Raw genomic sequence first — 21,251 nt, forward strand, 5'->3', positions numbered from 1 at the left:
TTTGTTATGGATGCTGCTTAGCCGCTGATATCAAGATCCTTGGAGTTGACTCGCTCAATATTAACGCCAAGCGCGCGCAGTTTGTTTTCCACATCTTCGTAACCGCGGTCGATGTGATAAATGCGATCAATCAAGCTCTCACCCTCTGCTGCTGCAGCGGCCATCACCAGCGACATCGAGGCACGTAAGTCAGTAGCCATGACAGGCGCGGCGGTAAAGCGCTCAACCCCTTTAACCACTGCGGTATGACCATCAACTTTGATGGCTGCTCCAAGGCGTTTGAGCTCAGGCACGTGCATGTAACGGTTTTCAAAGATGTTTTCGATAATGGTGCTGGTGCCATCGGCCAAGCAGCACACCGCCATCAACTGCGCTTGCATGTCAGTTGGAAAACCCGGATGTGGCTGAGTGCGAATGTCCACCGCCTTGGGACGACCGCTCATTTGCGCCCGAATCCAATCATCACCTGTGGTAATCACCGCACCCATCGCCTCAAACTTTGACAATACAGGCAGCAACAAATCGGCAGACGTGTTTTTGGTCAACACATCACCGCCCGTCATCAATGCGCCTGCCAAGTAAGAGCCCGTTTCGATGCGATCAGGAACGACCGAATACTCGCAGCCTTGCAAGTGCTCAACCCCTTCAATGGTCATGGTCGCGGTGCCAATACCGCTGATTTTAGCGCCCATTTTGACCAGCATGTTAGCCAAATCGACCACTTCAGGCTCAAGCGCACAGTTGCCAAGCACCGTGGTGCCTTTAGCAAGTACCGCTGCCATGATGACATTTTCAGTGCCACCAACGGTGACCATATCAAACGAGAAGTTACCACCGATTAGGCGACCGCCTTGAGGGGCGCGGGCTTTGACATAGCCGTTTTCGACGGTAATCGTCGCACCCATGGCTTCAAAAGCCTTGAGGTGCTGATCGACAGGGCGTGAACCAATCGCGCAGCCGCCCGGCAACGACACTTCGGCTTCACCAAAACGTGCCAGCAGCGGCCCAAGCACTAAGATTGAGGCGCGCATGGTTTTTACCAAATCATAGGGCGCATAAAAGCTGTCGATATTTTTGGTGTCACAAGTGACAGTGTCGCCTTGCTTTTCAATATCAATACCCATACCAGCGATCAGCTTGATCAATGTGCGTACATCTTGTAATGACGGCACATTATGTAGTGTCGTTGGACTTTCGGCCAATATCATCGCGGCGAGCAATGGTAAGGCGGCGTTCTTAGCCCCTGAAATGGTAACTTCCCCTGCGATACGACTACTACCGGTGATTAAAAACTGATCCATAAAGGTAACAACCTGACTGTAAGTATAAAAAATAAAAGTGGAATAAGTCTCTAGCCGCGTGGCTGAGCTTCCCATTCCTCTGGGGTTAATGCTTGAATATTGAGCGCGTGAATCTCGCCGCTGGCAATTTTGTCATTCACAAGCGCATAAACGGCCTGCTGACGCTGCACCAAGCGCTTGCCTGCAAAACTGGCATCCACCACACGCACGTCAAACTTATTGCCTTGGTTGGCGGCCTGAATCAAAGCGTCTGGGAAATGCTGCTGTAAAAATGTGATCAAGTCATCCGCGTTCATACTCATAAAACTACCTATATGGGTGGTTGAAAAGGTGCCATTGCTATCAGATAGATGGCCAAAGTGGCGCCATTATAACAAGACTTTATCCATCATACAGTATTGTCTATCAGCGTCGGCTCGGTATTTATTGTCGCTAATAGCTGATGCGTGATGGGCTTACTTGGCAAGTGTTGTATCCAAGTAATCCAGCACTTGGACGCGGCTATCATTGAGCCAGCGCAGTGGCATGGCCATTGAACCAATACTGCTGGCATGGCTGGCACCCTCGATGACACCATTTTCAACGCTAGCACCATGATCTTTTAGCGCTTGGGTCATATTGATCGTATTTGAGTCGTGGACGACTTGGTCATCGCCTGCCGTCAGCAACAAATATGGCGGCTGCGCCCCTTTAATCCGCCGATCTGGCATCACCTCATCTGGTGTGGCATCTGCTGGAAACGCGGTCGCCGTTGGGTAATTGCGAAAATCATAGCTGTATGGCCCCGCGATACCCACGACGGCACTGATGTCTGTAGGCTTCATCCCGTAGGGTGCTAAAAAGTCGGCGTCTGAAATCGCTGCCATCATGTTAAACGCGCCAGCAGAATGGCCCACCACCGCAAAGCGCTGTGGATCGGCGTGCAAAGCAGACGCATTATCATAACTCCACGCTATGGCTCGCGCCGTATCGTCAACATAATCTGGATAGACATGCTCAGGTGCTTTGCGATAATTGATCACCGCTGTCACGTACCCTGCTTGCGCCAAACTCTCGCCTACAAAGGCATAGTCTGCTTTGCTGCCATTTTGCCATGAGCCGCCATGCACAAAGACCACCATCGGATAGGACTGGATGCTACCTTGATCGGTGCGCATCGCTTGAGCCAGTGGTTTTGGATAATAGATATCCAAATCCTGCAATGGCGCATCGCCATACAAGATGTCTTTGCTCACGCCCACGCCGCCGCCTGTACTGATCTTATTGACCACATCCAGTGCGGAAAACGCTTGAGCTTGCTGAGCAGCAAAAACCAAACCGCCAATTGCAACGATGGCACTGATACCAACGGTGCCAAAACGTTTTGCATGGTGCGTAGTACGGCTTTTTGAGCGCATGACTGCACCTGAGGCGGCCGTATCGGTTACTGACTGTTGGTTCAACTCTTTTTCTACCACGTCTGTTTTTATTTTTTTCATCAGGCAAATCCTTTCTGCATCAGTGCTTATATCGTCACTATGGTGCTACATAGTGTACCGACTACGTGCGGATTTGCCGTGTTTTTCCTGTTATGTCTGTTTAGCATTCTTGTGAGTGCGCCTTGCGCCTACTGACGCGGCAGCACTCATGGCTGCCGTCGACGACTACTGGTTTTGATAACGCTCGATATAGCCGCTGGTCGTGCCTTGGCTCGCTGGTGCCTCATCAATGACGATCACAGGGCCGCTATTGCCACTTCTCACCACAGGTGCGGCGACAGTAGACGCACTGGGCGCGGCTGCCACTTGGCCTTCTTGCATAATGTCATCATCATCAACAGGCTCGCCTCTGTCATTAACCAATGTGGTCAGTAGCACCAGTTCCGTCACACCCACGGTGGTATTGGCAATATCAATTAAATAGTTCTGCTGCGTCGGGGTCAAGCGTCCCATGACATAGACCACGCCATCATCAGTCACGACTTTGACCTGTGAGGCTTTGACGCCATCGCTGGTGGCTACTTTTGCCATCAACTTTGAGGTGATGTAACCATCATGAACGGTGGCGCTATAACCACGCGCCACGCTGACATTGAGCTCGTTATAGACGCGGCGTACATCTGGCATGGAGCTGACCATTTGCTCAATTTCGGTCTTAATGGCTTCAGTAGGCACTTCACCACTAAGCAGCACTTCACTATAGAAGCTGTCGATACTGATACGGCTATTGGCCTGTAAGTTTTCTTGTAGACTGTAGGCGTTGACCTTGACGGTATGCTCAATGCTGCTATCAAGCAAGCGCTGGGGGATGGTACGCTCTGTGACAGGTACACCATACGTTCCTTGCGTGCTGTTGGTCAGGTAATTGGTGGTACATCCAGTGCTAACGATGCTGGCCACCACCATCGACCCCATCACCATGCGGCGCGGCCAGCCAAAAGTTGGTCTTAAAAGCGTGGTAAGCGTGTGCAACCTTGTCATGATCTACCCCATAAAGCCATAAAAATTGTCGTTAAATGATGATGTTACCGTTTCGTTCGCTACTTTACTGAATTTTTGCTACCAACGGTTAGGTTTTTAGTAACGGTAACTTGTTGTAATACGTCCAGCAATCTAAAGCCGCTGCTGACTTTTCTTTGTGTTGCCACTACCATGCATTGGCCATAAACGCGCCTTGTATCCATGTGACCGCTGGCATATTCGGCGCATATTGCGGCAAATAATTGGCATGGTCACTTTGATGCGTACCATCATAGGTGACCACGTCAAAACGGCACTCATAATCGGCATATTGCGGGTGCTGCTGCAAAAAATAACGTGCCGCTTTGATCAGTTTGCGCTGTTTGGCTTTGGTAACGCTCATTGATGCGTCACCAAATTGTGAGCGAGCGCGCTGGCGCACCTCCACAAACACCAAAATTGGCCACGCTGACCCCTGCTCAATCATAATCAGATCAATTTCACCGATTTTTGGCTGCTGCCAGTTTTGCGCAATCAGCGTCAAACCTTGCTGCTGTAAAAAGCTCAGCGCCTGCGTCTCAAAGTGCTGACCTTGGCGCTGTTTTGGTGCGTTTAATAGCAATGGACGGCGTTGATGCGGCGTGGACATGGTACAGAAGACTTGTCTTTAACATTTGTAAATTATCATAGCACAACATGCTAAACTAACCACTTTTAAGCGTTATTATCCTGTCTGTTGGTGGGATTTTTTTGCGTTTTTTGATTTATCATGCTCAATATGCCAAAGAGGTTTTCATGTCTACCCCTACCACCATGCCAGCGTGCCTGTATATCGTTGCCACGCCGATTGGCAACTTAAGCGACATGACGCCGCGCGCCATTGATACCCTAAAGCAGGTCGCTATCATTGCCTGTGAGGACACGCGCACCTCAGGCAAATTGCTGGCACACTTTGGTATCGATACCAGAGCGGGCGACAACAAGGACAGTGATGGCAAAGCGACCAACGATGGACAGGCAAATAATCAGGGCGAGCAAAAAAGCCGTGGTCATCATAAGCTGTGGGCCTATCATGAACACAATAGCGCCATTCAAACACCCAAAATTATCGAGATGATCCAGCAAGGCCATTCGGTTGCCTTGATCAGTGATGCAGGCACACCACTGGTCAGTGATCCCGGTTATCAATTGGTGCAAGCAGCGCATGACGCAGGCGTGACCGTATCACCCATCATTGGTGCGTCCGCTGCGATTGGTGCATTGTCGGTGGCAGGTCTGCCCTCAGATCGATTCAGCTTTATTGGGTTTTTGCCTGCCAAAACGCATGGTCGCCAAAAGCAACTCAGCGCCTTAAGAGAGCGTGCCGAAACGCTGATATTTTATGAAGCACCGCACCGCATCATTGCAAGCTTAGCAGACATGGCAACGATATTTGGGGACGAGCGCGAAGTGACGTTTTGTCGTGAGCTGACCAAAACCTTTGAGACGGTTCATAAAAGTACGCTTGGCGATTTGGTCGAGTTTGTCAAAGCCGATGACAATCAGCAACGCGGCGAGATCGTGGTGGTGGTTGCAGGTAACAGTGCAGGACAAGAGGACGACGACATCAGCGTCCATGACGAGCTATTGCAGCGCTTGTTGCTGGACTTGTCGGTTAAGAAAGCGGCCACCTTGGCTGCTGATTTAACAGGGGTGAAAAAAAACGCCCTCTATCAGCGGCTGCTCACGCTACAAGCCTAAGGCTGCGATTTGATCGTTTTATTGATATGATTTTGATTACTGAAAAAGTGGGAGAGAGACAATGTACGATGTGATGGCAATAGGTAATGCCTTGGTGGATCATGAATATGTGCTCAGTGATAAAGCGCTTGCTGAAACCGAGTTGACCCGTGGCAACATGACCTTGGCAACGATTGAAGAGCAGCAGCAGCTACTGGCATATTTTCAGCTGGCAGAGATTGCACCGTCAAAACAAGCGGGCGGCGGCTCAGCAGCCAACTCGATGTTTGCGTTTGCCAGTTTGGGCGGTAAGCCCTTTTATGCCTGCCGCGTGGGTGATGACGCGCAAGGCCAGTTTTATCTTCAAGATTTGAATAACGCAGGCGTGGCAACCGCCCCGCAATCTGTGCAGACAGGCGGCGTTACTGGATCTTGTGTGGTGGTGGTCACTGATGATGGTGAGCGCACCATGCAGACCTATCTTGGTACCTCAAGCGAGATCGCCGCAGAAAATATTGATTTTGATGCCTTAATGCAGTCTGACTGGCTATATCTGGAAGGCTATTTGGCGATGTCTGAAAGCATTCAACCTGCCATGACCCAACTGCGCCAACAAGCGGGCTTGCACAATACCAAAATCGCTGTCAGCTTTGCCGATCCTGCGGTGGTCAAATTTGCCAAAGACGGCTTGCTCAATATGCTGGGCAATAAAGTGGCGGTCATCTTTTGCAACAGCGAAGAAGCGCGTTTGTTTACCGATAAAAAGCAGCTAAAAGCAGCAGCGCGCGCCTTACTCGACCACAGTCAGACTGCGGTGGTGACCGATGGCGCCAATGGTGCCATCATCGCCCATAAAGCAGATGACGATAGCGAGATCGCCATTTATGAGATTGCCACCCCAGCCGTGGCTGATGTCATCGATACCAATGGCGCAGGGGACAACTACGCAGGTGCCTTCTTGTATGCCTTATCTCAGCATCACGCGCTGCCTGAATGTGGTCGTCTTGCCAGCGAAGTGGCGGCGCAAGTGATTCAGCAGTTTGGCCCGCGTCTTGCCTCTAAAGTTTATCAAGATATCGCTCAGCGTGTCCTATCTGCCTAGGGCGCGTCCTCATCGCGAAGATTATCTGATGGCTACATTGTTACATTGCTGCCAAACAAAAAGCCCATATCGACTTGATATGGGCTTTTTACTAATAGGCTCTATGACAGAGCTTACAAAATGGTTTTATTTTTTCAGCTTAGCAGGCAGACATATTTTATATTATGCTGCTGCTAGCGCTTGCGCCAAATCAGCTTTTATATCTTCAATATGCTCGATACCAATCGACAATCTGACCATATCTTCACTTACCCCTGCCTGCTCAAGCTCTTGCCCATTTAACTGACGATGGGTCGTTGAGGCTGGGTGACAGGCCAGTGATTTGGCGTCACCAATATTCACCAAGCGCGTAATCAGCTGTAGCGCATCGATAAAACGCGCACCTGCCTCACTACCACCGCCCTCATCACTACTACGAACACCAAAGGTTAAAATCGCAGACGGTGTGCCTTTCATATACTTTTGGGCAAGCGCGTGCTCGGGATGGTCAGATAAACCGGCATACTTCACCCAAGCGACTTTGTCATGTCCACGCAGATATTCGGCGACCGCCTGCGCGTTTTGTACATGACGCTCCATGCGTAGGCTGAGTGTCTCCATACCTTGCAAAATACCAAACGCATTGAGTGGGCTAAGCGCCGCGCCAGTATTGCGTAATGGTGCGACGCGAGCACGAGCAATAAAGGCTGCCTGCCCCACGTCTTTAACAAAATTAACCCCATGATAGCTGGCATCTGGTGTGTTCAATAATGGAAAGCGCTCAGGATGATCTCCCCACGCAAACTGACCACTATCGATAATCGCACCGCCAATGGATGTGCCCGTACCGCTCATGTATTTGGTCAACGAGTGCACCACAATGTCTGCGCCAAACTCAAACGGACGGCATAGCGCAGGCGTTGCTACTGTATTGTCAATGACTACGGGCACGCCCTGCTCATGAGCAATATCGCTTAATGCTTGGATATCAACGATGTTACCCAGTGGATTACCGATACTCTCGGCAAAGACCATTTTGGTTTTGTCATCGATCAAATCACGAATCGCTTCTGGGTTTTTGTGGTCAAAAAATCGTACCTCAATCCCTTGGCGCGGCAACGCATGAGCAAACAAATTATAAGTGCCGCCATATAGCGTTGAGACCGCAACGATGTTATCGCCCGCTTCGCAAATAGTCTGCACTGCATAAGTGATGGCCGCCATACCAGAGGCGACGGCTAGCGCGCCGATACCACCTTCGAGCGCCGCGACGCGCTCCTCTAGCACCGCATTGGTCGGGTTCATAATACGCGTATAGATATTACCCGCCACTTTTAGATCAAACAGATCCGCACCGTGCTGGGTATTATCAAACGCATACGAGCTGGTGTGATAAATCGGTACGGCAACCGCTTTGGTGGTCGGCTCCACGCTGTAGCCTGCGTGAATCGCCAAGGTCTCTAAACGCTGCGCCTGCTCGGAGTTATTTGCTGCTCCATCACTCATGGTCTACTCCTGTATGATATTGTAGTTACTTAATAGTTACTTATTAAAATAAGAGGTAAAATCGGCTTATTAAAAACGGTCGACCCACCTGTATTATCAGTATCTGCTATCAGACACCCATAAAAAAAGCTGAGTTCATCATAACTCAGCTTTTTTATGAATAAAACCATCTATTGTTGAGCGCCTAATGAATGATATTCATAAGCGGCCAATAAGGGCTTATTTGTAGTACGCGTTTTCGGTGCGCGTGTGGTCGGTATCATCAACGACTTGGGTCAGCTCAGGGATTTGCTGCTTAAGTTGTACTTCGACACCTTGACGCAGCGTCATGTCTACCGCTGAACAGCCTTGGCAACCGCCGCCGAATTTGAGCACCGCAGTCAGGCCAATGCCTTCTTCTTCAATCAGCTCAAGCAGTTGGACATCACCGCCGTGCGCGGCAAGGCCTGGGTTGATCTCTGACTGCAAGACGTAGTTGATACGCTCCTCAACGCTCGCATCCGCACCGACTTTGGGCACCTTAGAGTTGGGCGCGCGGAAGGTCAGCTGACCACCGAAACGGTCTTTATTATAATCAATCACTGCATCTTCTAGATAAGGCACCGATGCCGCTTCGATAAAGGCCGAAAAGTCATCGTAAGTGAAACGCAGATCAGCACTGTCTTCTTCACCCGGCTGGTTATAAGCCATACAGCACTCAGCACGCGGCGTACCAGGGTGCTCAACAAAGATACGCACACCAATACCATCAGTATCTTGCTTTGAGAGCAGCTCAGCCAGATAGCCTTGTGCCGACTCAGTGATGGTGATATTGCTTTTTGCTTCGGCTTGCTCAGTATCTAATGCTGACTCATAGTCAGCAGCTTGGTTTTGCTCAGTCATAATATTTCCTATGCGTTGTGACACAAGCGCAATATCTATGATGGCTATTGTGTCGTGAATGTGGAGGCTGACAATGTCTACAGTTTTGTTTACAGTTTTGACAAGATTGGCAGGCTATCAGTGAGTCAGGTTTATTATTGTATGACGTTGGCTGCCATAAGTAGCGTTGTTAAGCCGTTTATACCCGCTATTATACCTGAACTAAGCATCAATTCCGACCGCGCTACTATGGATTGGAGGACGAGTGCGACTAATGGTTGTGATTGATTTTTTTAATAATAAAACAACGCATAATAAAATCAAAAGCACCGATCCCATGTATCACCAAGCGTACCACGTAAAAGAGGCTCATCACTCAAGCCATTGCTGCTTATATTAAGCCTGCCAAGCCATTTATCAAGGATAAAAAAGTAGTGGCGATTGGCTAGGGCGTTTTCCTATTTTAAAAATGGTAATAAAAATGAGAAAGGTAGCCGCCAGACAAGGCTACATCTATTAAAACTAAACTCACATAACATAACCGAGTGGCACAGCTTGGTTGTTTAGACTCAATTTAGTAAAAAGACAGATCCAAAATAATAGATAAAAAGGAATAGATTATGAAGTTATATATCATGCCGGGCGCGTGCTCAGTGGTTCCACATGTGGCGCTTGAGTGGACAAACGCAGATTATGAATTGGAAGTACTAGATCACGACTCTGTCAAATCAGAAGCGTATTTACGCATTAATCCGCAGGGCTCAGTACCTGCCATCGTAGACGGCGATACCATCGTCACGCAGAATCTTGCCGTACAGACCTATATTGATGCTAAGTATCCTGACGCCAATATTTTTGGTTCTGCTAACTCGCCTGCGCAGCGTGCAGAAATCATGCAATGGTTGGCTTTTATCAACTCAGACGTTCATAAAAGCTTTGCACCGCTGTTTGGCCCTGATGGCTTTGTTACCGACGACGCGGCGCAAGCAGAATTAAAAGAAACTGCCAAGAAAAAAATCGTTAGCCTGCTTGAGTATCCCAATAAGCAGCTTGGCATACAGGACTATCTGACAGGCACTAAAACCACAGCCGATATCTATCTTTATGTCATACTCACTTGGGCGAAAAAAATGGAGTTAGACCTCTCTGATTATCAGAACTTTAATGCCTTCATTAGTCGCATCGAGTCCGATGCTGGCGTGACTGAAGTGATACGCCAAGAAGGTATCAGCAAGATTGAGTCGCTTTAAGCGTTGTTAGTCATATCTATTGTCGTTTTGTCGTTTTTGTATGCCGACTTCTCTAGGGCGTGTCCCTATTTTAAAAATAGTGATAAACGATTGAAGTAGGGACACGCCCTAAACATGTAGAGAGGCTTTCGTTATTACTGTGTTTGAAGCACGCTCAAAATTATAGCGCGTAAAACATCTTTACACTTGTCAGGAAGTCACAGGCTGTGTCAGTATGAGCGTCATTAATTTTTAATCGTAAAAAAAGTCGTAGGAAATGGACGTCTATGAGTGAATCAGCAGCGCAATACACAGGCCAACCAGAAGCGAATAAACAACCTGCCGAGCAGCAAGATAACAAACACTATCGTTATCTGGTCTTTATCGGCCGTTTTCAGCCGTTTCATCGCGGCCACAAAGCAGTCATTGATGAAGCACTCAAGCGCTCGGATGACGTCATCATGCTGATCGGCTCTGCCAACCTACCACGCAGCTTACGCAACCCCTTTAGCGTCGCTGAGCGCTCGGCGATGATTAAAGGCGCTTACTCCGCAGAAGACGCTGCACGGATTCACTGCGTTGGGCTAGACGACGCGCTTTACAATGACACGCGCTGGTTACAATACGTGCAAGCAGGCGTCAAATCAGTGACGGGCGATCTGCACGCGGATATTGGTCTGATTGGACATTCTAAAGACAGCTCATCGTACTATTTATCGCTGTTTCCCAACTGGGCATCAGTCTCCGTGCCCAATTATCATAACTTGTCCGCTACCCCTATTCGTGACAGCTACTTAATGGGGGCGACACCAACGCCTGAGCGTACGCCTGAGTCCACCCGTCATGTCCTTGATAACTTCAAAAAAACGGACGAGTATCAACGACTACACGAAGAAGCCGACTTTATTGATAAATACAAAAGACAATGGGCATCTGCGCCTTATGCGCCAACCTTTATGACCGCCGATGCGTTAGTGGTGCAGTCAGGGCACATTTTATTGGTTGAGCGCCGCAGTATGCCAGGACGCGGACTATGGGCACTGCCAGGCGGGTTTTTGAATCCAAAAGAAACCCTCTTTGATGCTTGTATCCGTGAGCTGCGTGAAGAGACGCGCCTCAAAGTGCCAGAGCCTGTATTGCGCGGCTCTTGCCACAGCCAGCACACCTTTGATGATCCGTATCGCTCAGCGCGTGGACGCACGATTACCCAAGCGTTTTACTTTCAGCTCAAAAATGATCCCAAAGGGTTGCCAAAAGTAAAAGGCGGCGACGATGCCGCGCAAGCCTTCTGGCTGCCGCTCGCTGAGCTAGACGCTGAGATGATGTTTGAAGATCACTATGCGATTATCACCAAGATGGTTGGGCTGTAGTTTTTTAGTCACTAAAGTACACTGTTTTAACACCAAATATCGTCATAATAGACGGTATCCGTTTCACGCCAACGCCGATAGACGGCAATGGTTCACCGCCGCAGCGATGCTGTTATCAAAGCAGCCGCGGCACATCAAAGCAGAGGAGTTCTGTGATGTACACCAGCAATTTCAATAATTTAATATTAAACAGCGACAGCTATAAAACCTCTCACTGGGTGCAATACCCAAGTGGCAGTGAGTATATGTCGAGCTACATAGAGGCGCGTAAAGGCGACTATGATGTGGTGTTCTTTGGTCTACAAGCCTTTATCAAAGAGTATCTTAGCACCCCCATCACACACCAACATATCGATGAGGCCGAAGCCATCATCACCGCCCACGGCCTGACCTTTAACCGAGAAGGCTGGGAGCACTTGGTAGACAAACATGGCGGCTATCTGCCCCTGCGCATCCAAGCTGTCCCCGAAGGTAGCATCGTCCCTGTATCCAATGTCGTCTGTCAGGTCGTCAATACCGACCCTGGGTTTTACTGGCTGTCCAGCTATATCGAAACCGCCCTACTGCGTGCCGTTTGGTATCCATCAACCGTCGCTAGCGTCTCTCGCTACTGCAAAGGCATCATCCGCCAAGCCTTAGAAAAATCAGCAGACAACACAGAGTCCCTACCATTTCGTTTGCATGACTTTGGCGCGCGCGGCGCATCAAGTATGGAGACCGTAGCGCTTGGTAGCTTGGCGCACTTGGTCAACTTTGCTGGTACTGACTCCATGACCGCGTTGGTGGCTGCCAGTCGCTGGTACCAGATGACTGAAGACATGCCTGCCTTTTCTATTCCAGCAGCCGAGCACAGCACCATGACCGCATGGGGACGCGATAGCGAAACGGCGGCATTTGCCAATATGATTGAGCAATTTGGCGGCGAAGGCAAAGCGTTTTCGGTGGTGTCTGACAGCTATGACTTGTGGAATGCCATTGATAATATTTGGGGCGATGCCTTAAAAGATGACGTCACAAATATGGGCGGTACCTTGGTCATCAGACCTGACAGTGGCGAGCCGACCAAAGTAGTGCGTGAAGCATTGGAGCGCTTGGCAGTGAAGTTCGGTACTACCGTTAATAGTAAAGGCTATAAAGTGCTGCCCGATTACGTGCGTATTATTCAAGGCGACGGTATCAGCGCACAAAGCTTGAGCAACATTATTGATGTGGTGCTACAAGCAGGCTTTAGCGCCGAAAATATCACCTTTGGCATGGGCGGTGGTCTCTTGCAGCAAGTCAATCGCGACACCATGAGTTGGGCGATGAAAGCCAGCGCCATCTGTATCAACGGCACATGGAAAGACATCTATAAAGACCCTGTAACCAGCCGCTCTAAACGCTCTAAAAAAGGCCGCTTGGCCCTTGTCAAAGACGAGAGCGGTCAACCCAAAACCATCAAAGAAGACGCCCTTAATAGCAGTGATGACAACTTACTGCGTGATGTGTATGTCGATGGTCAATTACTCATTGAAGATAGCCTGACGACTATTAGAGAGCGTGCCGGATGGTAGACACCACCAAACTGACCTCAGTGGCAAGAGATGTGCTGTTTGCGCCGATATACCTGTATCAAGGCCGTAAGATCAAACGTGACACCGTTCGACTGCCAGAGCCTGTAGGCGAACGTTTCGGGCAAGTTGATTTGATACCCAAGGCGGATATAAACACCAGTCAGCGTCAGCAGACTCTGACGCTAATGGTCGTCGGTGACTCGGCAGCGGCTGGGGTCGGTAGTGACACCCAGCAGGCCGCACTGACAGGCCAGCTGATTCCTGCATTACAGCAGCAGCCAACAATAGAGGCACGATTTGCAACACTAAGCTGGTTATTACAAGCCACCACAGGGCATACCAGCTTTGATATTTTACGTCGTCTCTATGTGCTGCCAGTACCACCGCAGCCTGTTGATGTCATGGTGGTCAGTGTTGGCGTTAATGACACCACCAAAAACGTCGCGCGGGTACGGTGGCAGCAGCAACTTGAGCAAATCATTGCCATTGCCCAGCGCAAGTTTGGCGTACAGGTATTGATTTTTCCAAGCTTACCACCAATGGCAAAAATGCCTGCCATACCCGCGCCGCTCAATGGTTTTATCGGTGCCAAAGCGCAGCGCATGGATCAAGACCTACAAGCCATTTGCGCGCAGCATAACGGTGTGTATCATATACCCGTTGATTTTTTAGAACTGGCGGCCACCCACAGTAGCAACCCTGCCATGATATTTGCCAGTGACGGCTTTCACCCAAGCAGCCTCACCTACCAGCAGTGGGCGGAGCAACTGGCACAGACGATTGCAGAACTGATATAGCGCATGCAGGCCATGCAGGCCATGCAGACATAGCCATCCAGTTATCATACAAACGAAAAAAAACCGCTGAAACATCAGCGGTTTTTTTGACTTGCTATATCGCGCAGTTTGATTATCAATATGCAATCATCAAGCTGCTAATACAGCAAACGGTGATCTCAAAGAACAATCTTGCTTATTCGCCAGATTTTTTCTTGTTACGACCACCAAATGCGCCAAAGCGCTTGTTGAAGCTAGCAACACGGCCTTCGGTAGACGTTTTACGTTGCTCGCCTGTGTAGAACGGATGTGACGCACTTGAGATATCAAGTGGGTAGTATGGGTATTCTTTACCTTCATACTCACGAGTTGCTTTAGTCTTAGCCGTTGAACGCGTCAAGAAATACACGTCAGCATTGGTGTCATGGAATAAAACTTCTTGGTAATCAGGATGGATATCTTTACGCATAATATACTCTCTAGGTCCGATGTATGGATGGCAACCCATCACATACGTAACTGAGGCACTAAGAACATCTCAAAACATGGCAACTCGGTCACTGGCTTATTCCAGCACAAAGCACCACCTTTTTGTTCACTTAGCCTTCCCCAGTGGGAAAATCAAACCGCGATTCTAACGGTTTTTTGTCACTGGTGCAAGTTATCCGCAACCCTACCTGATCCTTATCTGGCAAGTACTGGTACGCACCTTACCATAACGATCATAACCGCTCGCTTAACACCCAATCAAACAGATGATTTAAGTTTACAATGTCACAATTAGGTTAAGATTAAATTAATAATACTGACTTTTTACCGACAATACGTTATAAATAGCAGGCAGTATTTTAATTTTTATTGAACACTTTCTATTTATATTAAGGAAATTTAACGATGGCCACATTATCTATGCTAACAACAAAACGCGCCGTGACCACCATGGGCAAAACCCTACTACTTTCATCAGCGCTTGCTGTTACCACGGTTGCCAGCGCCGCGCTACCAATGCATTGGCAGCTTGATAACTCACATACTCACGTGGGTTTTTCAGTTGAGCACATGGGCTTTTCAACGGTAATGGGACACTTTAGCGATGTTGACGGCAGCATCACTTATGACATGAAAAACCCTAATCAAGCACAAATGAATTTTGTTATCGATACCGACAGCATCGACACCGCATGGGAAGCACGTGATGAGCATCTAAAAACCGAAGAGTTTTTTAATGTTGAGCAGTATCCAACTGCGACGTTTAACTCCACTCAGGTCACCTTTATCAACCCGCAACAGGCCAAGGTCATGGGTAATCTGACCATGCTCGGTCAAACCAAACCAATGATCCTAAACCTGACCCTCAAAAAGATTGCCAAGAGTCCTTTAACCAAAGAGCCTGTGATTGGCTTTCGTGCAACAGGCAACATTGATCGTACCGCCTACGGTATGGACGCTTATGCGCAGGGCATCACCACCAATGTACCGATCCAAATCGACGGTGAGTTGGTTGAGAAAAAAGCAAACTAAGCACAGATCAGGTTAAGCAAATGGTCTGATCAAAAAAAATGCTGATGGTTCGTTTTTCTGACTGTCAGTCATTATGATAAAACATGATCATAAAAAAAGCAGCAACGGATAACGTTGCTGCTTTTTTATCAAGCAAATGCGGTCAGATTATTTGGTTGGCACCACATGCCACACTTCAAATTTTCCGTTGCCATTCATATCGCCTGCTTTGGTATCATTGGCATAAAAGTATAGCGGCTTACCGTTCATCGCCCACTGATATTTACCATCTTTACGTTTAAACGCATCGAATTCGCCAGACGCTTCGGCATCAGCAGGAGCCATAAAGGGAGGCCATGCAACCATACATACTGAGCCACACTCAGATTTGTTCATGGTGTCTTTGTCATACGTGTATAGGGTCATGTGGTTGGCTGCATCAACCAATACGCCATTTTTGCTGTCCACAGGTGCCGTATCGCCATAGGTGCTGTGCGTGTCGTGCATGCCTGTTTCATCTTGACCGATCAGTCCTTTAAATGTTGAACAACCAGTAACCGTCAATATGCCAGTCAATGCTGATAATGCGATAATACGTTTCATAATGATTTCCTTGGGATGATAAGTGGAGCTGATATCCATTTTTTAGTGGTTGCGGCGCGCTACCTGTCAGGGCGGGTCGGCAGATATGGCCTGATTTTGGGTATGCTTGGTTGGTATGGTTGTCGGTTAAAACTGTATCGTGACACTCATGACGCACAGTATACGCCCAATCTGATAAGGGTTGTTGAGTAACAGCATTAAGCTGCTATGCATCACCGCAAGTGATTTTACTATAGCATACGCCCCAAAACTCTCAGCAATGACAGCGTGAAAAATTACAAAATCGTGAGAAAATTACAAAATACATATGTGAAATGTGTTGTTACTGCACAGTTATTTTTAGCAAAAGAACAGACTATTTTTTATTAGTAAACATTTGATTATTAAGACAGTTTTTTTTGATTTGTAACATACTCGTAGTGCACAGATAACCACCTGTGGTGACAAAATGTATGCAACTGCTTACGTTTTTACTGCGCTATTTGAGGCGATTTTTCGTACACTACTTTAATGAATAACTAGTTATGGGCGGTGCACCTATTGTAGCGCTGTCGTACCAGATTTGACCGAATGCGTTGACGTTTTTTGTTGATAAGGACAGCTCCACTTGGATCTGAACCGCACTACCCAAAACCTATGGCAAAAACTTTAAAAAATGGCCTCAGGATAAAAGACAGTCTCTATAAAAGACGACCTCTATAAAAGACGACCACTTAAAATAAAGATGATGATACTTTCTGAGTACAGCCCATACCCATATTCTATATTTTCATCCATACAACCTTAACCGATTACGATATTTCTTTTACCTATGATGATGACATCAAGGACATAATAACAACCATGACTGACTCTGCTATGAACATTTTACCCCAAGCCAGTAACGACACCGATATCAATAACCAAGGCAATACGAGCGCCGCAAAACGCGTGGGTATTTTGGGCGGCGGTACGGCTGGCGCAACCATCGCTATCCGTTTGGCAGCGATGGGACTCAAGACCTATTTATTTGAACAAAAGACCTCGCTCATCGATGGCCCGCCAATGTGTCACCTGCATGCTGGTGGCAACTTATACCGCGAAATACCTGATGAAGACTGCGTGGCACTCCTTGAGCAATGTATTGATATTTTGCGTCTCTACCCCTACACCATCGATGTGCGCCCAACCGTATTTGCTGTGCCCACGCGTGATGATGGGTTTCCTGAAGACTTATTGCCACGCCTTGATACCCTGACAACGGCTTATCGTGAGCTGATCGCAGCAGATGACAACAATAAAGTGCTGGGCGAGCCTGATAACTACTATCGGCTTTATAGCCGCGAGCAGGTTATCGCACTGTCTGAACGTGAACAAGTGGCGGTGCCGCACAGTATGGATGAGTGGATGATTCCTGTTGCCAAGCATTTGGACTTAAACAAGGTCAAGTTTCCGCTGATTATGGTACAAGAGTACGGCTGGAATATCTTTCGCTTGGCAGCGTCTGCGCAACTGGCACTTGAACAGTATGACAATGCCCATATCTTTACCCAGACCACGGTTAAGCAGGTGACACCAGTCACTGATGGTCACCATCAGACAGATGGCACAGGCGAGTCCTCAGATAGTGTCCAAAAATGGCGCATCGACTATCAACCACAAGACCGCGCCCAAGGGCATGTTGAGGTGGATTACTTGATCAATGCCTGCGGCTTTCGTACAGGTATGATTGATGATATGGTCGGTGTTGAGGTCAAGCGCATGGTGGAGTTTAAGTCCTCTTATGTCACGCACTGGAATGATGCAGGCGGACAAATACCTGAGATCATCATCTACGGAGAGCGCGGTACACCTGAGGGCATGGCGCAGCTGACCCCGTATCCTGATGGGTATTTTCAGATTCATGGCATGAGCAAGTTTATTACCCTCTTTGAGGATGGTTTGGTAGCCTCGACTGATGACAGCGCCCAACCCGAACTGCCTGACCAGTACCTGCACTATATCGACGATGGCTGGGACAAAGCGCCGCTACAGGCGCGCAGTCAGCAAGCGATTGATTATGTTGCCGCGTTTGTGCCGACTTTCAACAGTGCCCATACGGTGGGTAATGCTCTATACGGTGGTCAGCAGATCCCTGGTGAAGATGACACCTTGCGTGTGGCTGATGTCAGCCTCTACCCTGCCAAGCACTATGCGCGCGCCGAAAATGTCAAAGCCTCATCGACCCTGCTGGCTGCTGATGAAATCGTCAAGCAGCTGTGCGCGCTTGGGTTATTAGCGGACAACTTGCCTGCCGATCAAAACCGCTACGCTCACGAATGGCAATATCTGGCCCACACTGACAATGGTATCGTAAATGCTGTTGCAGCGGACCTAGCCAAGCAGCGCGGTTTCCCTGTTGCGATGGCAGGCGTCAATCACAGTATCCGCGAGCTAACCTTGGCCAGTATCACTCCTGCGGATGCCTAAGCTGTTCATAACGGCAGATAACCATCCGTCTACAGCGCACACAAAAAAGCGCCCATCTAATATGTAGATTGATACCACTCTAGATAAACATACTAGAATAGCGTTATAAATACGGGATGAGGTGGGATAGCTAGGGATATACTGGGATAGATATGTAATGAGGTTGCACTAGGTGTAATTAGAAAGCCAGATTAAATATGAAGACCTACTCGTTATCGAATAGGTCTTTTTGTGGTTTAGGGAGGGTGCTTTGAATGTCAGCTAGGATTTGATAGACCGTTGGTGTTGCCAGATCATACTTTTGAGCGAGCTGATGATGATTGTTGCCTGTGAAGTCATTCCAAATGGCCAGATTACGTTTTAGAATCTTTTCAGGGTTGGTTTTGGGGACATAGAGCATGCTGCCGCCCCAATGCGCAGTCATAGACTGAGCGAGATCATAAGCTATCTGCTGGGCTTGCTCGGTCGGTATCTGTGCGCTGGTAGCGATAATGCCAGAACCGATGCCTACCATGTCCTGCAAGAAAGCAGTGCCTAGAGAGGTAAATTTGCCGTTTGGTTTGGGGTATGACATCATCGCTCCGATTGTTTGACCTTATTGTTTGAATCTTACTATAGTTGATAAAAATAAGGTGTAGGTAAGATGGCAGGTCTGCCATTTATAACCGATTATTTATTATCAATATTGGCCATCAATTGGGTGTCTTCTACTCGCTGTTGCCACTTCTTTAGAGTTTCGATGACTCGGCTGGCATCCTCTGTGCTGATAAATTGTAGTGCTGATTTGCCTGTTTGACGCTCGACGTACTTGGCTAATGCACGCTCGCTTGCATTGCGGACTGCACCTAAATCACGCAGGGTGAGCCATAGGCTGCGTATCTTACGTGATTGGGCATCGTCTGCTTGAGCGACCTTGCCCGCTGATTTGGCAGGTGTGGTCTTAAAGCCTAAGGATTTTAGATGCTCAAATACGACGACGAGTTCGCTTTTAGACATTTTGCTACAACTGTCCTTACCAGTTTGCTCGGTGAGCATGTGGCGGTAAGTGGCGTCATCAAGCTTAAGCTGGCTCTTAGCTATGTGAATGAATTGGATCAGCTTTGGTTTGTTTGGGGTACGCTGTGACATGGTTATGCTCCTATTGGGCGATTCGTTTGGTTTGGTGCGCGTCGGTGTTCATGCCATGGTTTAGCTGGGCGTCTTTGCCTACTATGCGGCCGTTATGAAAATCATTGGTTGCGGTTTTGGCTTTACTCTTGGACACTCGGTCTACGCCGCTTGTAGACTTTAAGTCTAACTCTGAGCGCATCGCCCGCTCTATAAGTGTCATGTCAGTCGATAAAGGCACTAGTTTTCTGACCAACTGGTGCACTGTTGATACCCAGCCAAGACAAAACGCATCCGCGCGGGCTGCTTTGTTTTTGGTAAGTCTGACTCGTTTTAACTCTGTTTTAATATAGGCTTGGCGAGCTTGTTTTAGCTGACGAAATAGCGTGTCGTAAGAGTAGCTGGCAATGTCGCTGTGTATCTCTAAACCTACAAAACACATCACGCGAAGATGGCTACGGTCACCAGTACCATTGCCCATATAATTCTGACAACCAAAAAGCTTGGCGATCATGTTGGCAAGGGAAATTTGATAGATAGGTGGACGCTTTGCAGAGCGTGTGTTTGAGGCTTTAAACTTGATATCGGCTAATTCAACATCTTTCACGCTGATGTCGTGCTTTTGCATCAGTGCATGAGCTTGACGCAATGCTGTGGCAGCCTCATGTTCGTTACTTGATTTGCTAAGCGCTAAGCAGCGGATAATCTTATCCATGATGCGTTGTTTGCTTTGATGACTCATATGGGTTCCTTATTATGAAAGTAAAAAAGGTGGATAGCGCTAATGCGTTACCCACCTTTGTGTTTACCCAGAGGGCTTAATGATTGCTTAAGACAGCTTGTTTTGTTCCGCGCCTTGTACGGCTTGGAATAGTGCTTCCTTAGCATTAAAGCCGTAAAGCTGCCATAGCTTGCTAAAGGCATTCTGGTAAGCCAAATCTTTACCTACCTCAGCATCAAACATTGACTGGTCGATACAAGCGCTTTGACCAATGGTGTTATAACCATTCTCTAAGGTTAGGCAGCAGATGGTGACTGTCGTGCCGTCAAACTGGTGATAGGCTTCGCCTGTGATTTTGCGTTTTAATAGTTCGGGAGTTAGTTTTGCCATTTTTATAATGTCCTATAATGATGAGTGAAAAGTTAGGTACCAAATTAATTAACAGCGTCTTTTAGGGTTTTGCCTGCACTAAATGTGACCGCTGTCTTAGCAGGGATTTGAAGTTCCTCGCCTGTCTTTGGATTGCGTCCAGTTCGGGCTTTGCGCTCGGAGGTTTTGAAAGTACCAAAGCCTACTAATTTCACTTCGTTACCTTGTGTGAGTGAATAGCCTACGATATTTATAAAACCATCTAATGCAGCCGCTGCTTGCTCGTTCGTAAGTTCTGCTTCGACAGCGATTGCTTTGATTAATTCTTGCTTGTTCATAATGTATACCCTTAAGTTGAGTTGGTTGCCAGTGTCCGACTGGCGGCGGTTAAAAACCTTTTAAAAATGTGTTGAGTTTGATATCTGTCATGGCCATTAGGTGGCCTAAGATATAGTCGTCTAAATAAAAGCCAGTACCGACAATCTGATCCAGACCATGGGTGTTGATAAAATACGTGTCGCCCTCCCACCAAACGCTCATATTCATTTTTGCTAGGCGCTCATTGAGCGGCGTAACTCTGATAGTGAGCTGATAAGCAGTGTGGGCGGCCTGTATTTTTAGCTCATCAATAGTTGTCATATTCAGTGGGATGTTATTCATGTTTGCCGC

23 protein-coding genes are annotated in these 21,251 nt (G+C 48.0%); 8 read left to right on the forward strand and 15 right to left on the reverse strand.

From position 1 onward, the window contains the following. Window positions 1–17 precede the first annotated feature (17 nt). From murA to ACFI32_RS09885, 5 genes are all read right to left on the reverse strand, one after another. Entirely contained in the window at window positions 18–1,301 is a 1,284-nt protein-coding gene (gene murA, locus ACFI32_RS09865) for a UDP-N-acetylglucosamine 1-carboxyvinyltransferase (RefSeq protein WP_462626422.1), read from the reverse strand. 50 nt (window positions 1,302–1,351) lie between these two features. Continuing rightward, window positions 1,352–1,603: a BolA family protein gene (locus ACFI32_RS09870; protein WP_462626423.1), complete on the reverse strand. Its 252-nt coding sequence runs from the start codon at window positions 1,601–1,603 to the stop codon at window positions 1,352–1,354. 153 nt (window positions 1,604–1,756) lie between these two features. Then, the gene (locus tag ACFI32_RS09875; protein WP_462626424.1) at window positions 1,757–2,779 is read right to left on the reverse strand and encodes an alpha/beta hydrolase; all 1,023 of its coding nucleotides are present in this window, start codon (window positions 2,777–2,779) and stop codon (window positions 1,757–1,759) included. 165 nt (window positions 2,780–2,944) lie between these two features. Then, window positions 2,945–3,760 carry a BON domain-containing protein gene (locus tag ACFI32_RS09880; RefSeq protein ID WP_462626425.1) on the reverse strand — a complete coding sequence of 272 codons (816 nt, stop codon included), beginning with the start codon at window positions 3,758–3,760 and terminating at the stop codon, window positions 2,945–2,947. A gap of 166 nt (window positions 3,761–3,926) precedes the next feature. Further along, entirely contained in the window at window positions 3,927–4,388 is a 462-nt protein-coding gene (locus ACFI32_RS09885; protein ID WP_462626426.1) for a YraN family protein, read from the reverse strand. Between the two features lie 146 nt (window positions 4,389–4,534). Between ACFI32_RS09885 and rsmI the strand changes: the two genes are divergently transcribed. Beyond that, a complete protein-coding gene (gene rsmI, locus ACFI32_RS09890; RefSeq protein ID WP_462626427.1) occupies window positions 4,535–5,479 on the forward strand; it encodes a 16S rRNA (cytidine(1402)-2'-O)-methyltransferase in 945 nt (314 codons plus the stop codon). A 61-nt stretch (window positions 5,480–5,540) separates the two neighbouring features. Next, on the forward strand, window positions 5,541–6,560 hold the full coding sequence (locus tag ACFI32_RS09895) for an adenosine kinase (protein ID WP_462626428.1): 1,020 nt from the start codon (window positions 5,541–5,543) through the stop codon (window positions 6,558–6,560). A 162-nt stretch (window positions 6,561–6,722) separates the two neighbouring features. On the opposite strand, the gene ACFI32_RS09900 is transcribed toward ACFI32_RS09895, so the two are convergent. Then, on the reverse strand, window positions 6,723–8,045 hold the full coding sequence (locus ACFI32_RS09900; protein ID WP_462626429.1) for an O-acetylhomoserine aminocarboxypropyltransferase/cysteine synthase family protein: 1,323 nt from the start codon (window positions 8,043–8,045) through the stop codon (window positions 6,723–6,725). 219 nt (window positions 8,046–8,264) lie between these two features. After that, window positions 8,265–8,927, reverse strand: coding sequence for a Fe-S biogenesis protein NfuA (gene nfuA, locus ACFI32_RS09905; protein WP_462626430.1), 663 nt, complete (start codon window positions 8,925–8,927; stop codon window positions 8,265–8,267). Between the two features lie 599 nt (window positions 8,928–9,526). On the opposite strand from nfuA, the gene ACFI32_RS09910 reads away from it, so the two are divergent. The 4 genes from ACFI32_RS09910 (at window position 9,527) to ACFI32_RS09925 (ending at window position 13,855) form a co-directional block, all read left to right on the forward strand. After that, a complete protein-coding gene (locus tag ACFI32_RS09910; protein ID WP_462626431.1) occupies window positions 9,527–10,156 on the forward strand; it encodes a glutathione S-transferase family protein in 630 nt (209 codons plus the stop codon). Between the two features lie 266 nt (window positions 10,157–10,422). Then, window positions 10,423–11,505, forward strand: a complete 1,083-nt coding sequence (locus ACFI32_RS09915) for a bifunctional nicotinamide-nucleotide adenylyltransferase/Nudix hydroxylase (protein ID WP_462626432.1) — start codon at window positions 10,423–10,425, stop codon at window positions 11,503–11,505. Between the two features lie 155 nt (window positions 11,506–11,660). After that, window positions 11,661–13,058 (forward strand): nicotinate phosphoribosyltransferase, encoded by a 1,398-nt coding sequence (locus ACFI32_RS09920; protein ID WP_462626433.1) that lies wholly within the window; start codon window positions 11,661–11,663, stop codon window positions 13,056–13,058. Beyond that, entirely contained in the window at window positions 13,052–13,855 is an 804-nt protein-coding gene (locus ACFI32_RS09925) for an SGNH/GDSL hydrolase family protein (protein ID WP_462626434.1), read from the forward strand. The genes ACFI32_RS09920 and ACFI32_RS09925 overlap by 7 nt, the downstream gene beginning before the upstream one ends. Before the next feature lie 175 nt (window positions 13,856–14,030). On the opposite strand, the gene ACFI32_RS09930 is transcribed toward ACFI32_RS09925, so the two are convergent. Further along, complete coding sequence (locus tag ACFI32_RS09930) at window positions 14,031–14,303, reverse strand: type B 50S ribosomal protein L31 (protein ID WP_462626435.1); 273 nt, start codon at window positions 14,301–14,303, stop codon at window positions 14,031–14,033. A gap of 425 nt (window positions 14,304–14,728) precedes the next feature. On the opposite strand from ACFI32_RS09930, the gene ACFI32_RS09935 reads away from it, so the two are divergent. Further along, complete coding sequence (locus ACFI32_RS09935) at window positions 14,729–15,355, forward strand: YceI family protein (protein ID WP_462626436.1); 627 nt, start codon at window positions 14,729–14,731, stop codon at window positions 15,353–15,355. Between the two features lie 147 nt (window positions 15,356–15,502). Here ACFI32_RS09935 and ACFI32_RS09940 read toward each other — a convergent pair whose 3' ends face one another. Next, window positions 15,503–15,937 carry a COG4315 family predicted lipoprotein gene (locus ACFI32_RS09940; protein WP_462626437.1) on the reverse strand — a complete coding sequence of 145 codons (435 nt, stop codon included), beginning with the start codon at window positions 15,935–15,937 and terminating at the stop codon, window positions 15,503–15,505. A gap of 858 nt (window positions 15,938–16,795) precedes the next feature. Here ACFI32_RS09940 and ACFI32_RS09945 point away from each other — a divergent pair. Then, window positions 16,796–18,385: an FAD-dependent oxidoreductase gene (locus ACFI32_RS09945; RefSeq protein WP_462626521.1), complete on the forward strand. Its 1,590-nt coding sequence runs from the start codon at window positions 16,796–16,798 to the stop codon at window positions 18,383–18,385. A gap of 205 nt (window positions 18,386–18,590) precedes the next feature. Here ACFI32_RS09945 and ACFI32_RS09950 read toward each other — a convergent pair whose 3' ends face one another. From ACFI32_RS09950 to ACFI32_RS09975, 6 genes are all read right to left on the reverse strand, one after another. After that, a complete protein-coding gene (locus tag ACFI32_RS09950) occupies window positions 18,591–18,959 on the reverse strand; it encodes a Mor transcription activator family protein (RefSeq protein WP_462626438.1) in 369 nt (122 codons plus the stop codon). 95 nt (window positions 18,960–19,054) lie between these two features. Beyond that, on the reverse strand, window positions 19,055–19,513 hold the full coding sequence (locus ACFI32_RS09955; protein ID WP_462626439.1) for a gp16 family protein: 459 nt from the start codon (window positions 19,511–19,513) through the stop codon (window positions 19,055–19,057). Window positions 19,514–19,523: 10 nt separating this feature from the next. After that, entirely contained in the window at window positions 19,524–20,234 is a 711-nt protein-coding gene (locus ACFI32_RS09960; protein WP_462626440.1) for a DUF2786 domain-containing protein, read from the reverse strand. An 87-nt stretch (window positions 20,235–20,321) separates the two neighbouring features. Beyond that, on the reverse strand, window positions 20,322–20,603 hold the full coding sequence (locus ACFI32_RS09965; protein ID WP_462626441.1) for a Gp49 family protein: 282 nt from the start codon (window positions 20,601–20,603) through the stop codon (window positions 20,322–20,324). 44 nt (window positions 20,604–20,647) lie between these two features. Beyond that, window positions 20,648–20,920, reverse strand: a complete 273-nt coding sequence (locus ACFI32_RS09970) for an HU family DNA-binding protein (RefSeq protein ID WP_462626442.1) — start codon at window positions 20,918–20,920, stop codon at window positions 20,648–20,650. A 49-nt stretch (window positions 20,921–20,969) separates the two neighbouring features. Then, window positions 20,970–21,242: a hypothetical protein gene (locus tag ACFI32_RS09975; RefSeq protein WP_240365162.1), complete on the reverse strand. Its 273-nt coding sequence runs from the start codon at window positions 21,240–21,242 to the stop codon at window positions 20,970–20,972. Between the last annotated feature and the right edge of the window lie 9 nt (window positions 21,243–21,251).

The organism is Psychrobacter sp. PSi21 (assembly GCF_054960615.1).